The sequence below is a fragment of the Mycobacterium sp. IDUB_19 genome, from assembly GCF_055419445.1.
On the sequence record NZ_JBVAXR010000024.1, the window covers coordinates 41,592 to 54,591 of the forward strand.

General features: G+C 64.7%; 12 protein-coding genes. 5 read left to right on the top strand and 7 right to left on the bottom strand.

Going from position 1 to position 13,000, the window contains the following annotated elements; genetic code table 11:
- Window positions 1-40: 40 nt before the first annotated feature.
- The 4 genes from ACZY0B_RS18655 to exaC are packed head-to-tail and all read right to left on the bottom strand — an operon-like array spanning window position 41 to window position 2,929.
- A complete protein-coding gene (locus ACZY0B_RS18655; RefSeq protein WP_463765686.1) occupies window positions 41-637 on the bottom strand; it encodes a hypothetical protein in 597 nt (198 codons plus the stop codon).
- Window positions 630-908 carry a putative holin gene (locus tag ACZY0B_RS18660; RefSeq protein WP_463765687.1) on the bottom strand — a complete coding sequence of 93 codons (279 nt, stop codon included), beginning with the start codon at window positions 906-908 and terminating at the stop codon, window positions 630-632. The genes ACZY0B_RS18655 and ACZY0B_RS18660 overlap by 8 nt, the downstream gene beginning before the upstream one ends.
- An 18-nt stretch (window positions 909-926) precedes the next feature.
- Window positions 927-1,406 carry a DUF779 domain-containing protein gene (locus ACZY0B_RS18665; RefSeq protein WP_463765688.1) on the bottom strand — a complete coding sequence of 160 codons (480 nt, stop codon included), beginning with the start codon at window positions 1,404-1,406 and terminating at the stop codon, window positions 927-929.
- Complete coding sequence (gene exaC, locus ACZY0B_RS18670) at window positions 1,406-2,929, bottom strand: acetaldehyde dehydrogenase ExaC (RefSeq protein WP_463765689.1); 1,524 nt, start codon at window positions 2,927-2,929, stop codon at window positions 1,406-1,408. Before exaC ends, ACZY0B_RS18665 begins: the two co-directional genes overlap by 1 nt.
- A 77-nt stretch (window positions 2,930-3,006) precedes the next feature.
- Here exaC and ACZY0B_RS18675 point away from each other — a divergent pair, with 77 nt between their 5' ends.
- From ACZY0B_RS18675 to ACZY0B_RS18690, 4 genes are all read left to right on the top strand, one after another.
- Entirely contained in the window at window positions 3,007-5,034 is a 2,028-nt protein-coding gene (locus tag ACZY0B_RS18675) for a prolyl oligopeptidase family serine peptidase (RefSeq protein WP_463765690.1), read from the top strand.
- Between the two features lie 2 nt (window positions 5,035-5,036).
- Window positions 5,037-5,357, top strand: coding sequence for a hypothetical protein (locus ACZY0B_RS18680; RefSeq protein ID WP_463765727.1), 321 nt, complete (start codon window positions 5,037-5,039; stop codon window positions 5,355-5,357).
- Window positions 5,358-5,372: 15 nt separating this feature from the next.
- Window positions 5,373-6,293 (top strand): crotonase/enoyl-CoA hydratase family protein, encoded by a 921-nt coding sequence (locus tag ACZY0B_RS18685; RefSeq protein ID WP_463765691.1) that lies wholly within the window; start codon window positions 5,373-5,375, stop codon window positions 6,291-6,293.
- A 64-nt stretch (window positions 6,294-6,357) separates the two neighbouring features.
- Window positions 6,358-6,810, top strand: coding sequence for a DUF5078 domain-containing protein (locus ACZY0B_RS18690; RefSeq protein ID WP_463765692.1), 453 nt, complete (start codon window positions 6,358-6,360; stop codon window positions 6,808-6,810).
- A 78-nt stretch (window positions 6,811-6,888) separates the two neighbouring features.
- On the opposite strand, the gene ACZY0B_RS18695 is transcribed toward ACZY0B_RS18690, so the two are convergent.
- The 3 genes from ACZY0B_RS18695 to ACZY0B_RS18705 all read right to left on the bottom strand — a co-directional run bounded on the left by ACZY0B_RS18695 (window position 6,889) and on the right by ACZY0B_RS18705 (window position 11,138).
- Window positions 6,889-9,846 carry an MMPL/RND family transporter gene (locus tag ACZY0B_RS18695; protein WP_463765693.1) on the bottom strand — a complete coding sequence of 986 codons (2,958 nt, stop codon included), beginning with the start codon at window positions 9,844-9,846 and terminating at the stop codon, window positions 6,889-6,891.
- On the bottom strand, window positions 9,843-10,286 hold the full coding sequence (locus ACZY0B_RS18700; protein ID WP_463765694.1) for an MmpS family transport accessory protein: 444 nt from the start codon (window positions 10,284-10,286) through the stop codon (window positions 9,843-9,845). The genes ACZY0B_RS18695 and ACZY0B_RS18700 overlap by 4 nt, the downstream gene beginning before the upstream one ends.
- Before the next feature lie 165 nt (window positions 10,287-10,451).
- Window positions 10,452-11,138, bottom strand: a complete 687-nt coding sequence (locus ACZY0B_RS18705; RefSeq protein ID WP_463765695.1) for a TetR/AcrR family transcriptional regulator — start codon at window positions 11,136-11,138, stop codon at window positions 10,452-10,454.
- Window positions 11,139-11,246: 108 nt separating this feature from the next.
- Between ACZY0B_RS18705 and ACZY0B_RS18710 the strand changes: the two genes are divergently transcribed.
- Entirely contained in the window at window positions 11,247-12,989 is a 1,743-nt protein-coding gene (locus ACZY0B_RS18710; protein WP_463765696.1) for a cytochrome c biogenesis protein DipZ, read from the top strand.
- Window positions 12,990-13,000: the final 11 nt, after the last annotated feature.

The following is a 13,000-nucleotide window of genomic DNA, read 5'->3' on the forward strand; positions in this document are numbered from 1 at the left end:
CACTAGTGGGCGACGACTTCTCACTGCACTACACCGTGGGTCAATACGGGATGACGCCGATCAGACAATGACTGGTGCGGGCGCAGTAGTAATAGCCGTACAGGGGTGCCGCGGCGACGACGGAGGCAAACGGCCCCGACATCACCGCGATGGACAGCGCCGAGATCAGCGGCCTGCCTTGCACCATCGCCAGCATCACGCCGCCGACGGTGCACGCGACGACGTAGACCAGCACCATGAACACGGCCGGGGTCTTGTCGATCGTGTGGTACCACCAATAGAAGAGACTCAGCCCGACCTCGGCTGTCGCGGCCCACACGCCGAAGATCACCAGGACCAACTTCCACCACTTCAGGTATTGGTAGCGGCCGGGCACCGTGACCGACTGCGCCGGTCCGGCCTCCGGGAGTTCGGAAGCGGCAGAAGGAGTCTCGGTCGCATCCTGGTCCACCGACGTACCCGGCTTGTCCGCAGCGGCGGCTATCGGCTGCGAGCCGGTGTCGTCGAAGTTCGGCACGAACGGCACCGAGTGCTCACCGGTGTCCTCAAAGTCCGGGACGAATCCTTGCGTGCCGGTGTCCTCGAAGTCCGGGACGAACGGCTCGGTCCCCGGGTTCGACGCGCGGTCGTCAGCCACCCGCGGTCACCTCGATGCCGACGAGCACGCCGAACCATCCGGGCGGCATGGCCAGAATGAACGCGCCCAGCATTGTGACCCAACGACGACCGGAGAACAGGATCGTCAGCAGCCCGACCACGCTGGGCAGCCCGACCACCAGGGCGATGACGACGTCGGGGCGGACCCGGGTGTGCACCACCACGGTCAACGCCACCCCCGCCAGCAACCCGACCGCGGTGCCGATCAGCATCGCGCTGGCCAGCAGCCAGGGCCGGGGTAGCGGGATCACCTCATCGAGCGTACTGAGTTACCGAGTACGAGGCGGGCACGTTTCCGGCACGGCTTTGTCAATAATCGGACCCCGAATCGACGGGCGCTCGCCACCTTCGTATGACGCGCCGGTGATCACCGGCACGGCCTCTAGCTGGGCTTTTTCCTCGTCGGTGAAGACGCGACCGCGACTGAGAAACCGCACCCCTTCCGGTGCTTCCAGGCTGAATCCGCCGCCGCGGCCGGGCACCACGTCGATGACCAGCTGGGTGTGTTTCCAGGCCTGGTACTGCGGGCCCGAGATCCACACCGCGACACCCTCGGCCCCCACGTCCAGGAGTCCGAGCAGCACGTCGCGGTCGCCGACGAGGAAGTCGCCGCGTGGGTAGCACATCGGCGACGACCCGTCGCAGCAGCCGCCGGACTGGTGGAACATCACCGGGCCGTGGCGGTCCTGCAGTCGTGCCAGCAGTTCAGCGGCGGCAACCGTGATGACCGCGGCTGCCGGAGCGCTCATCAGAAGAAGCCCTGCGCCTTGTCGGAGTAGGACACCAACAGGTTCTTGGTCTGCTGGTAGTGGTCGAGCGCCATCTTGTGGGTTTCGCGGCCAAACCCGGATTGCTTGTAGCCACCGAACGCCGAGTGCGGCGGGTACACGTGATAGCAGTTCACCCACACCCGTCCGGCCTTGATCTCGCGACCGGCACGGTAGGCGGTGTTGCCGTCGCGGCTCCACACGCCGGCGCCCAGACCGTAGAGGGTGTCGTTGGCGATGCCCATCGCGTCGTTGAAATCGGTGAACGACGTCACCGCCACCACCGGCCCGAAGATCTCCTCCTGGAAGACGCGCATCTTGTTGTTGCCACTGAAGATGGTCGGCTGCATGTAGTAGCCCCCGGACAGGTCGCCGCCGAGCTCGGCACGCTCCCCGCCGGTGATGACCTTGGCGCCCTCCCCCCTGCCAATGTCGATGTAGGACAGGATCTTTTCCAGCTGGTCGTTGGAGGCCTGCGAGCCCAGCATGGTCTCGGTGTCCAGCGGGTCGCCCTGCCGCACCGCCTTGGTTCGGATCGCGGCCAGCTCCAGGAACTCGTCGTGGATGTCGGACTGGATCAGGCTGCGCGACGGGCAGGTGCACACCTCGCCCTGATTGAGCGCGAACATCGTGAAGCCCTCGAGGGCCTTGTCCTGGAAGTTGTCGTTGGCGGCCATCACGTCGGAGAAGAAGATGTTGGGGCTCTTGCCGCCGAGCTCCAGCGTGACCGGGATCAGATTCTGCGACGCGTACTGCATGATCAGCCGGCCCGTGGTGGTCTCCCCGGTGAACGACACCTTGGCGATCCGGTCGCTGGACGCCAGCGGTTTGCCGGCCTCGACGCCGAATCCGCTGACGATATTGACCACGCCCGGCGGGATCACGTCGCCGATCAGCGACATCAGGTAGAGGATCGACGCCGGTGTCTGCTCGGCGGGCTTGAGCACCACCGTGTTTCCGGCGGCCAGCGCCGGCGCCAGCTTCCACGCGCCCATCAGGATCGGGAAGTTCCACGGGATGATCTGTCCGACCACCCCGAGCGGCTCCTGGAAGTGGTAGGCGACGGTATCGTCGTCGATCTGCGACAGCGACCCCTCCTGGGCGCGGATCGCCGCGGCGAAATACCGGAAATGGTCGGCGGCCAGCGGGATGTCGGCGCCCAGTGTCTCGCGGATCGGCTTGCCGTTGTCCCAGACTTCGGCCAGCGCCAACGAGTCGCGGTTTGCCTCAATACGATCGGCGATCTTGTTCAGCACCGCGGCCCGCTCGGCCGGCGACGCCTTGCCCCACGCCGGGGCGGCCGCATGGGCGGCATCGAGCGCCTTGTTGACGTCGGCCTCGTCGGATCGCGCCACTTCGCAAAACGTTTGACCCGTGACCGGCGTCGGGTTCTCGAAGTAGAGACCCTTGGCGGGGGCGACCCACTCACCTCCGATGAAGTTGCCATACCGCGACTCGTAGGACATCAGCGCCCCGGCAGAACCTGGACGTGCGAAAACAGTCATCTGCTCGGCTCCTCGCTCGGATCGTCAACCACAGTTGTAATACAGCTCACATTACCGCTGGGGTCACAATGGCTTCCATGACCGCGCAGCCTGCCGAGGACAATGACGACCCCTATCTCTGGCTCGAGGACGTCACCGCGGCCAACGCGTTGGATTGGGTGCGCGCGCGCAACGAGCCGACCATCGCGAAATTCGGCGATGCGGATTTCCACGAGATGCGGGCCGAGGCGCTGGAGGTCCTCGATACCGATGCCCGCATCCCCTATGTGCGCCGCCGCGGTGAGTACCTGTACAACTTCTGGCGCGACGCCGCCAACCCCCGCGGTTTGTGGCGGCGCACCACGCTGGACAGCTACCGCCGCGACTCGCCCGAGTGGGACGTGCTGATCGACGTCGACGCGCTGGGGCGTGTCGACGACGAGAAGTGGGTGTGGGCCGGCGCCACGGTGATCGAACCGGAGTTCACTCGCGCGCTGGTCAATCTTTCCCGCGGCGGCTCGGACGCGGTGATCGTGCGCGAATTCGACATGATCACAAGGGAATTCATCCCCGACGGGTTCGCGCTCCCGGAAGCCAAGTCGCAAATCGGCTGGGCGGACCCGGATACGGTGCTGGTGGGCACGGACTTCGGCGCCGATTCGCTGACCGAATCCGGATATCCGCGGATCGTCAAGCGATGGCGCCGCGGCACACCGTTGAGCGATGCCGAGACGATCTTCGAAGGCACGCGCACCGACGTCAGCGCGGCCGCGAATGCCGACCGGACGCCGGGCTTCGAGCGCAGCTTCGCGGGCCGTTCCCTCGACTTCTGGAATTCGGAGACCTACGAAGTGCGCGGGTCGGAACTGATCCGCATCGACGTGCCCACCGACGCGAGCGTGTCGGTTCACCGCGAATGGTTGCTGATCGAGCTGCGCACCGATTGGACCGTCGGCTCCATCACCTACCGTGCCGGCTCGCTGCTGGCGGCCGACTATGACGAATTCCTGGGCGGGACAGCGGATTTGCGAGTGGTCTTCGAACCCGACGAGCACACCTGCCTGCATCAGAGCGCGTGGACCCGCGACCGGCTGTTGCTCGTCACCTTGGCCGACGTCGCCAGCCGGGTCGAAATCGTCACGCCCGGCAGCTGGCAGCGCGACGAGATCTCCGGGATCCCGCCGGCGACCAACACGGTGATCGCGGCTGCCGACGACACCGGAGACGAATTCTTTCTGGACTCAAGCGGATTCGACATGCCCTCGCAGCTGCTGCGCGGCACCGGCTCCGGGCAGCTCGAGCAGATCAAGTCCGCGCCGGGATTCTTCGATGCCGAAAACCTGGACGTGAAACAGTATTTCGTGCCATCGAAGGACGGTACGGCGATCCCCTACTTCGTCGTGCGGTCACGATCCGCGCAACGGCCCGGACCCACCCTGCTGGGCGGCTACGGCGGGTTCGAGTCCTCCAAGACGCCCGGGTACAGCGGGGTGCTGGGCCGGCTGTGGCTGGCCCGGGGCGGTACCTACGTGATGGCCAATATTCGCGGCGGTGGCGAGTACGGGCCGAGCTGGCACACCCAGGCGATGCGCGAGGGCCGGCACAAGGTCGACGAGGATTTCGCCGCGGTGGCAGACGATTTGGTGAACCGCGGCATCACAACCGTCGGGCAGCTGGGCGCGCAGGGCGGCAGCAACGGCGGGCTGCTGATGGGCATCATGCTGACCAAGTACCCGGAGAAATTCGGTGCCCTGGTCTGCGACGTGCCGCTGCTGGACATGAAGCGCTACCACCTGTTGCTGGCCGGCGCGTCGTGGGTCGCCGAGTACGGCGACCCCGACAACCCGGACGACTGGGAGTTCATCTCCAAATACTCGCCATACCAGAATATTTCGCCGACACGCCACTACCCGCAGGTGCTGTTCACCACGTCTACGCGCGACGACCGGGTCCACCCCGGCCACGCCCGAAAGATGGTAGCCGCCCTGCAAGCTGCGGGCCATAAGGTGTGGTTGTACGAGAACATCGAGGGCGGGCACGCCGGTGCGGCGGACAACGAGCAGGCCGCGTTCAAGGCGGCCCTGAGCTATTCGTTCCTTTGGCAGACGTTGGGAGACCACGCGTGAAGATCCTCGACATCATCGAGCTCGGCTTAGTGATCGCCGGGCTGGTCCTGATCATCGCCGGCTGGGCGCAGTCACGCTTTCGCTTCATCGGCGAGCGCCGCAAGGGCCGGTACTTCTACTGGGGAACCTCGGCTCTCGGCATCATCTTTTTCGCCTTCGGCACCGGCCAACTCTGGCCCAACGGTGTCATGACGACGTTGATCTTCAGCGCCATCGTCGTGACAACGGCCTACCTGACAACGCCGTACCTGAAGGTCGGCGACCGGATCTATGCGTCGACTCCGGAAAATCGCGAGCCCGACCCGCCCGTAGAGGAGCGCTAGCCCACACTTGGGCTTATGTCAGTTTCCAAGCCCGACTTCGAGACCCTGCTGTACAAGACCGCCGGCCCGGTCGCCACCATCACGCTGAACCGCCCCGAGCAGCTCAACACGATCGTCCCGCCGATGCCGGACGAGATCGCGGCCGCGATCGGCCTGGCCGAGCGGGATCAGGGCATCAAGGTCATCGTGCTGCGCGGCGCCGGGCGCGCCTTCTGCGCCGGCTACGACTTCGGCGGCGGCTTCCAGCACTGGGGCGAGATCATGATGACCGACGGCAAGTGGGATCCGGGCAAGGACTTCGCGATGATCAGTGCCCGTGAGACCGGGCCGACGCAGAAGTTCATGGCCATCTGGCGGGCGTCCAAACCGGTGATCGCTCAGGTCCATGGTTGGTGTGTGGGCGGGGGCAGCGACTACGCGCTGTGCGCCGACATCATCGTGGCCAGCGAAGACGCCGTGATCGGCACGCCGTACAGCCGGATGTGGGGCGCCTATCTGACCGGTATGTGGCTGTACCGACTGAGCCTGGCCAAGGCCAAGTGGCATTCGCTGACCGGCCGGCCGCTGACCGGTGTCCAGGCCGCCGAGATCGAGCTGATCAACGAGGCGGTGCCGTTCGAACGCCTCGAGGCGCGGGTCGCCGAAATCGCCGCCGAGCTGGCACAAATCCCGCTGTCGCAGCTGCGGGCGCAGAAGCTGATCGTCAACCAGGCTTACGAGAACATGGGCCTGGCCTCCACCCAGACGCTGGGCGGCATCTTGGACGGCCTGATGCGCAATACCCCCGACGCGCTCGACTTCATCAACACCGCCGAAACGCAGGGAGTACGGGCAGCCGTGCAGCGGCGCGATGGCCCGTTCGGCGACTACAGCCAGGCTCCAGCCGACCTGCGGCCCGACCCCTCACACGTCATCGTCCCTGATAGCGACGGCTAGTAAGACGGACTAGAAGTCGACCAAGACTCGCCCACGGCCCACCAGAAGTGCTACCGTAACCACTATGTCTCGGCTGAGTTCGTGCCTGCGTGCAGGCGCCGTTTTCCTTGCAATGGGTATGGCCGCTGTGACCGTCCCGACGACCGCGGTGGCGGACTCCACGGAGGATTTCCCGATCCCCCGCCGGATGATCAACACCACCTGTGACGCCGAGCAGATCCTCGCGGCGACCAGGGACACCAGCCCGGTGTACTACCAGCGGTACATGATCGACTTCAACAATCACCCGAACGTCAACCAGGCGGCCATCGACAAGGCGCACTGGTTTTTTGCGCTGTCACCGCAGGACCGCAGGGGCTATTCCGAAAACTTTTTTGCACCCCAGGCCGATCCGCTGTGGCTGGCCTGGCCCAATCACATGAAGATCTTCTTCAACAACAAGGGTGTCGTCGCCAAGGCAACCGACGCCTGCAGCACTTACCCACCCGGCGACATGTCGGTCTGGAACTGGGGCTAGCTCAACGCTTCCCATTCAATTAACCCCGGGCCCCCGCCCGGGGTTAATTAGTTTCACTCCCTTAAGGCTGGGTGGCCGTCAGTAGTGCGGAGAGCTCGCCTGGAAGCGATCGGTGTTGGCCGCCTCCCCGTTGGGCGACTGACCATTGCCGGGCGACCGCTGGGGCTCATCGAGCAGGGTGCGAACCGCGGGACGCGACCCGTACGGCTGCAGCATCCGACTGGCCGGACGCGGGCGAACTTGCGTCGGCCACCAGAACCAGCGGCCCATCAAGGCGGCGACCGACGGCATCATGAACGACCGCACGATCAGCGTGTCGAACAACAGACCCAGAGCGATGGTGGTTCCCACCTGCCCCATGACCCGTAGCGGGCTGATCGCAAACGTCGACATGGTGGCGGCGAACACCAGACCGGCAGACGTCACCACCGCGCCGGTGCCGGCCATCGACCGGATGATCCCGGTCTTTATTCCAGCTTGGATCTCCTCTTTGAACCGGGAAACCAGCAGCAGGTTGTAATCGGATCCCACCGCCAACAGCAGGATGACCGACATCGCCAGCACCATCCAGTGCAGCTCAATGCCCAGGATGTCCTGCCAGACCAACACCGAGAGGCCGAACGAGGCCCCCAACGAAATCAGCACCGTCCCCACGATGGTGATCGCCGCGACCAGGCTACGGGTGATGATCAACATGATGATCAAAATGAGGCTGGCCGCCGATATCCCGGCGATCATCAGGTCGTACTTGGATCCGTCCCGCATGTCCTTGTAGACCGCGGCCGTGCCGCCCAGCCAGATCTTGGACCCCTCCAGTGGCGTGCCCTTGATGGCTTCTTTCGCTGCCAACTTGATCGGGTCGACGTGCGAAATCCCTGCGGGCGTCGCCGGAGGGACGTCATGGGAGATGATAAAACGGGCGGCGTGGCCGTCGGGTGACAGGAACATCTTCAAGCCGCGCTTGAAATCGGGGTTGTCGAAAACCTCCGGCGGAATGTAGAACGAGTCATCGTTCTTCGCCGCGTCGAATGCCTGACCCATGGCGGTCGAGTTCTGGCTCATCACGTCCATCTGGTCATACATTGAGTTCATCGAGCTGTGCATGGTCAGCATCATCTGCTTCATCGTCGTCATGGTCGCGATCATCGGCGGCATCTGCGCGAGCATCTGCGGCAGCAACGCGTCCATCTGGGCGAGATCGTCGGAAAGATACTTGAACTTTTCGACGATCTGATCCAGGCCGTCGAGGGCGTCCAGGATAGATCGCAGCGACCAGCAGACCGGGATGTCGAAGCAGTGCTTCTCCCAATAGAAGTAGCTGCGGATCGGCCGGAAGAAGTCGTCGAAATTGGCGATCTCGTCGCGCATATTGCTTGTGACATCTAGCATTTCGTGCGTCAGGCCGTCCATGTGGTGCGTGACGGCGGCCATCTTCGACGTGATCTCGTACATGCGCTGCATCGTGTCGATGGACATCTGCATCGCGTCGGCCTGCTTCAGCATGTCGGCCATCCGCTTCTTCATGTACTCCTGGTTTTCGACCTGCGTCGTGTTCTGCATGCTGATCTGGAACGGGATCGACGTGTGCTCGATCGGCGCTCCCAGCGGCCTGGTTATCGTCTGAACGCGGGCGACGCCGGGGATATGGAAGACGCCTCTGGCGATCCTGTCCAGCACCAACATGTTTGCCGGATTCCGCATGTCGTGATCGGTCTCGATCATCAGCAGTTCCGGATTCATCCGGGCGTTGGAGAAATGCCGCTCCGCCGCCTCATATCCGACGACCGCCTTCGTGCTCTCGGGCAGGTACTGGCGGTTGTCATAATTGGTCCGGTATCCGGGCAGCGCGAGCAGGCCGATGAGCGCGATGCCGATCGACACGGCCAGGATCGGCCCGGGCCACCGGACGATGGCGGTGCCCACCCGCCGCCAACCCCGCGTCCGCATCTTGCGTTTGGGGTCGAACAGGCCGAAGCGACTTCCCACCGTCAACACGGCCGGGCCCAGCGTGAGCGCCGCAAGGACGGCGACAAGCGTCCCCACCGCGCACGGGACGCCCAGGCTCTGGAAATACGGCAGGCGGGTGAAGCTGAGGCAGTACATCGCTCCGGCGATGGTCAGACCGGAGCCCAGCACCACGTGCGCGGTCCCGTGGAACATCGTGAAGAAGGCCTCGTCCCGGTCCTCGCCGACCGACCGCGCCTCCTGGTACCTGCCCAGCACGAAGATCGCGTAGTCGGTACTCGCCGCGATCACCATCAGCACCAGCAGGTTCACCGCGAACGTCGAGAGGCCAATGATGTTGTTATTAGCCAAAAACGCGACAACCTGCCGTGCCGCGAACAGTTCGAGCACCACCATCAGCAGGGTGATGAACACGGTGACGATCGAGCGGTAGACCCACAGCAGCATCACGATGATCACGACGAACGTGAGCAGGGTGACCAAGATGACGCCCTTCTCACCGGCGGCCGACTGATCGGCGGTCAGGGCCGCCGCGCCGGTCACATAGGCCTTGACCCCGGGCGGCGGCGACGTGTCGTCCACCAGCTTGCGGACCGATTTGACGGACTCATTGGCCTTGGTCTCGCCCTGGTTACCCCGCAGATACACCTGCACATAAGCGGCCTTACCGTCCGTGCTCTGCGAGCCGGCCGCCGTCAGCGGATCCCCCCAGAAGTCCTGCACGTGCTCGACGTGCGTCGTGTCGGCCTCCAGCTTCTTGATCAACTGGTCGTAGTAGTGGTGCGCGTCATCACCGAGCGGCTTGTCGCCCTCCAGGACGACCATGATCGCGCTGTCGCTCTCGAACTCGTTGAACACCTTGCCGACGCGCTGCGTCGCCTGCATCGATGCCGCCTCTTTCGGGCTCATCGGCACCGTGTGTTCCTTGCCGACTTTCTCCAGGTCGGGCACGAACATGGACAGGCATACGACCATCCCGATCCAGGCCAGCACGATCAGCAGCGCGTACTTGTGCACCGTCCGCGCAAAAAACGGCATGTGAGGAAGGCCGGCGGCGGCGTTGTCGCTCATGCGGACTTCACTATGCAAAAGGTTTCAGCGTTCACTCCGGTGATCGACCTTTCGTCTTTGACCACGTCGTTCACGATGATCTGGCAGCCGATCTGGTCTCCGTCGGTCTGCGCGACCACGTTGACGCTCACCGACGGCAGCGTCGTGGTGACCGAGAGCGTCCAGGGCAGCGGCACGTTGTCTATGCGCCGCGGCTGGGCGTTGATGTCCAGGTAGTTGATGTTGGCGGTGGATCCAGACCCGTAGACCTTGTAGACCACGTGCTTCGGGTTGAAGGGTTTGATGTCGTCCAGGCTGCTGTTGCCGATCCCCGAAGTGTCGTGATTGCCGAAGAAGGAGCGCAGCCGAAGGACGCAGAACCCCGCCACAGCGATCACCAAGGCGATGACCAATACGATCCAAATCTTCTTCACCGCGTTGGCAACAGGAGCCTTTGCCACCCGATCACCTTCCGCTAACCGAGCGGCCAACCGCCCGTCCCATTGCGCAACGGTTGCTTTGGTGCGCTAAGTATCCTAAACACGCGCGAGCGCGCGCCGCGGCGAGTTCCAGGTTCGGCATCGACTCGACCGCTCCGCGTCCACACATACCAATCTGCTTTCTGCTCATGGCGATTCGCAGAGAAGGCCGATGCAAGTGGCCGTCAGCACCCGGGTCAGGGCGGGCGCGAATTCGATGTTCCATTCGGACGGCATCACCTCCGGCTCGTCGGCGTAGGCATCGGTGAGCCGCTCCGGCGGGTTGGCGATCTGCCAGAAAGCGGCGGCCAACGAGTAGGCGGCGATCAAGCTGTCGAACGCGCCGGAGCGGCCGAGCTTGGGCAGCGCGCGCTCGATGGCGTCGGCGAGGGCGACCGCGGCGGCGGAGATCGTTCGCCGGATGTCGACAACGCGCTCGACCTCCACCTCGTGCTCGAGGTGCAGGTGAAGGTTGGCCAGCAGGTCGCAAAACAGTGGGTCGGCGGCCAGCCCGTTGGCCAATGTTTCGGCCACCCGCGCCGGCGACATGGCACCCGGCTCGGCCAGCTCCTCGCACACCGTGCCCGACCATCGCACCCATCCCTCGGCGGTCAGGTGCAGCAGAACCTCTTTGTGAGAGGTGAAGTAGCGACGCACCGCCGAGTAGTGAATGCCGGCACGACCGGCGACAGCGGTCAGCGTCACCGACGCGACGCCGGTCTCGCGGGCCAAGGACCGCGCGGCCTCGACGAGTGCCGCCGCACGTCGGCGCTTGTTCTCTTCCGAACGGGCGCGCTGGAAGGTGAGTTGCGCCACTAGCGGAGGATAACGCACATGATGTGATTTGTATAACGCACATTACGTGCTTTGTGTGGTGCGGCTACCGTAGGGATCCGTCAGGCTTGAACCAATCCGTATCCCCGGTCGTCTCGAATAACACGTATGCAGACAATTGCGCTCATCGGCTTCCTCGGCGGCCTGATCACCGGCATTTCACCGTGCATCCTGCCGGTGCTTCCGGTGATTTTTCTGTCCAGCATGGACAGCGGCACCGGCGCAAGCAGTCGCAGCATGCGCGCCACAACCCGTCCATACATGGTGATCGCGGGTCTGGTGTGCAGCTTCAGCATCGCCACGCTGATCGGGTCCGCGCTGCTGCAGGCACTGCATCTGCCGCAGGACGCCATCCGGTGGGCCGCCCTGGTGGTGCTGACCCTGATCGGACTGGGATTGATCTTCCCACCGCTGCAACACTTGATCGAGCGGCCCTTCGCATTCCTGCCTCAACGCCAAATCGGCAGCAGCACGGACGGTTTCGGGCTGGGCCTGACGTTGGGTGCGTTGTACGTGCCGTGCGCGGGTCCGGTGCTGGCCGCGATCGTGGTCGCCGGCGGCACGGCGTCGCTGGGCCCCGCCGCAGTCGTGTTGACCGCGGCGTTCGCGCTCGGTAATGCGTTGCCGCTGCTGGCTTTCGCGCTGGCCGGCAGGCACGTCGCCGGCCGCGTTGCGGCCTTCCGCCGTCGGCAGCGCCCCATTCAGATCGTCGGCGGCATCATGATGATCGTGCTGGCGGTGGCGCTGGTGTTCAACCTGCCCGCAATGCTGCAGCGTGCCGTTCCCGACTACACGGCCGCGATGCAGAATCGCTTGGACACCAAAGAAATCCAGCGTTCCCTGGCGCCCGAGAGCACGCAGCCACCGACGTCGGGCAGCGTGCTGCAGCTCGGTGAGGGCAAGACGAGCAACGGTCTACCGACCAACTGCACCGACGGTTCCACGGAGCTGCAACAGTGTGGGCAGGCACCCGGCATCACCGGCATCACCGGCTGGCTCAACACCCTGGACGGCAAACCGCTGGACCCCGCATCGGTGCGGGGAAAGGTGGTGCTGATCGACTTTTGGGCCTACTCCTGCATCAACTGCCAGCGCGCCATCCCGCACGTCGTCGATTGGTACAACCGCTATCGCGACGCCGGATTGGTGGTCATCGGGGTGCACACCCCCGAGTACGCCTTCGAGCGGGTCCCCGACAACGTGGCCAGCGGCGCCGCCGGGTTGCACATCGACTACCCGATCGCGCTGGACAACGACTACGCGACCTGGAACGCCTTCAACAACATGTACTGGCCGGCCGAGTACCTGATCGACGCGAACGGAACCCTGCGGCACACCAAGTTCGGCGAAGGCGACTACGACGGCACCGAGAAGCTGATCCGCCAACTGCTGGTCGACGCCAACCCGAACGTCCAGCTGCCGGCGCCGGTGAACGGCGTCGACACCACCCCGAAGACCAACCTCACACCCGAGACCTACCTGGCACCCGACAAGGCCACCAGCTACGGGGGCGGCGGCAGCTACCAGGCGGGCAGTGCCGGCTTCAGCTTCCCGGCGCAGCTGGCCAACGACAAATTCGCCCTGCGCGGCCGGTGGACGCTGGACGACCAGGGCGTCACTGCCGGAAGCGACGACGCCGCCATCCGGCTGAACTACACGGGCAGGAACGTCTACGCCGTCGTCGGCGGCACCGGAACCATCACCGTGACCCGCGATGGCAAGACCACCACCACACCGATCGGCGGTGCTCCCACCCTGCATCAGATCGTGGCCGACGACGGCGCGCACCGCGATCAGCTCGACATGCAAGTCAGCAACGGTTTGCAGGTGTTTTCGTTCACTTTCGGGTAGACATCGGTAAG

Bases quoted from the DNA above. Each gene is read 5' to 3' on its own strand.
- ACZY0B_RS18665 (WP_463765688.1), bottom strand. From the start codon at position 1,406: ATGAGCGCTCCGGCAGCCGCGGTCATCACGGTTGCCGCCGCTGAACTG.
- exaC (WP_463765689.1), bottom strand. From the start codon at position 2,929: ATGACTGTTTTCGCACGTCCAGGTTCTGCCGGGGCGCTGATGTCCTAC.
- ACZY0B_RS18675 (WP_463765690.1), top strand. From the start codon at position 3,007: ATGACCGCGCAGCCTGCCGAGGACAATGACGACCCCTATCTCTGGCTC.
- ACZY0B_RS18685 (WP_463765691.1), top strand. From the start codon at position 5,373: ATGTCAGTTTCCAAGCCCGACTTCGAGACCCTGCTGTACAAGACCGCC.
- ACZY0B_RS18690 (WP_463765692.1), top strand. From the start codon at position 6,358: ATGTCTCGGCTGAGTTCGTGCCTGCGTGCAGGCGCCGTTTTCCTTGCA.
- ACZY0B_RS18695 (WP_463765693.1), bottom strand. From the start codon at position 9,846: ATGAGCGACAACGCCGCCGCCGGCCTTCCTCACATGCCGTTTTTTGCG.
- ACZY0B_RS18710 (WP_463765696.1), top strand. From the start codon at position 11,247: ATGCAGACAATTGCGCTCATCGGCTTCCTCGGCGGCCTGATCACCGGC.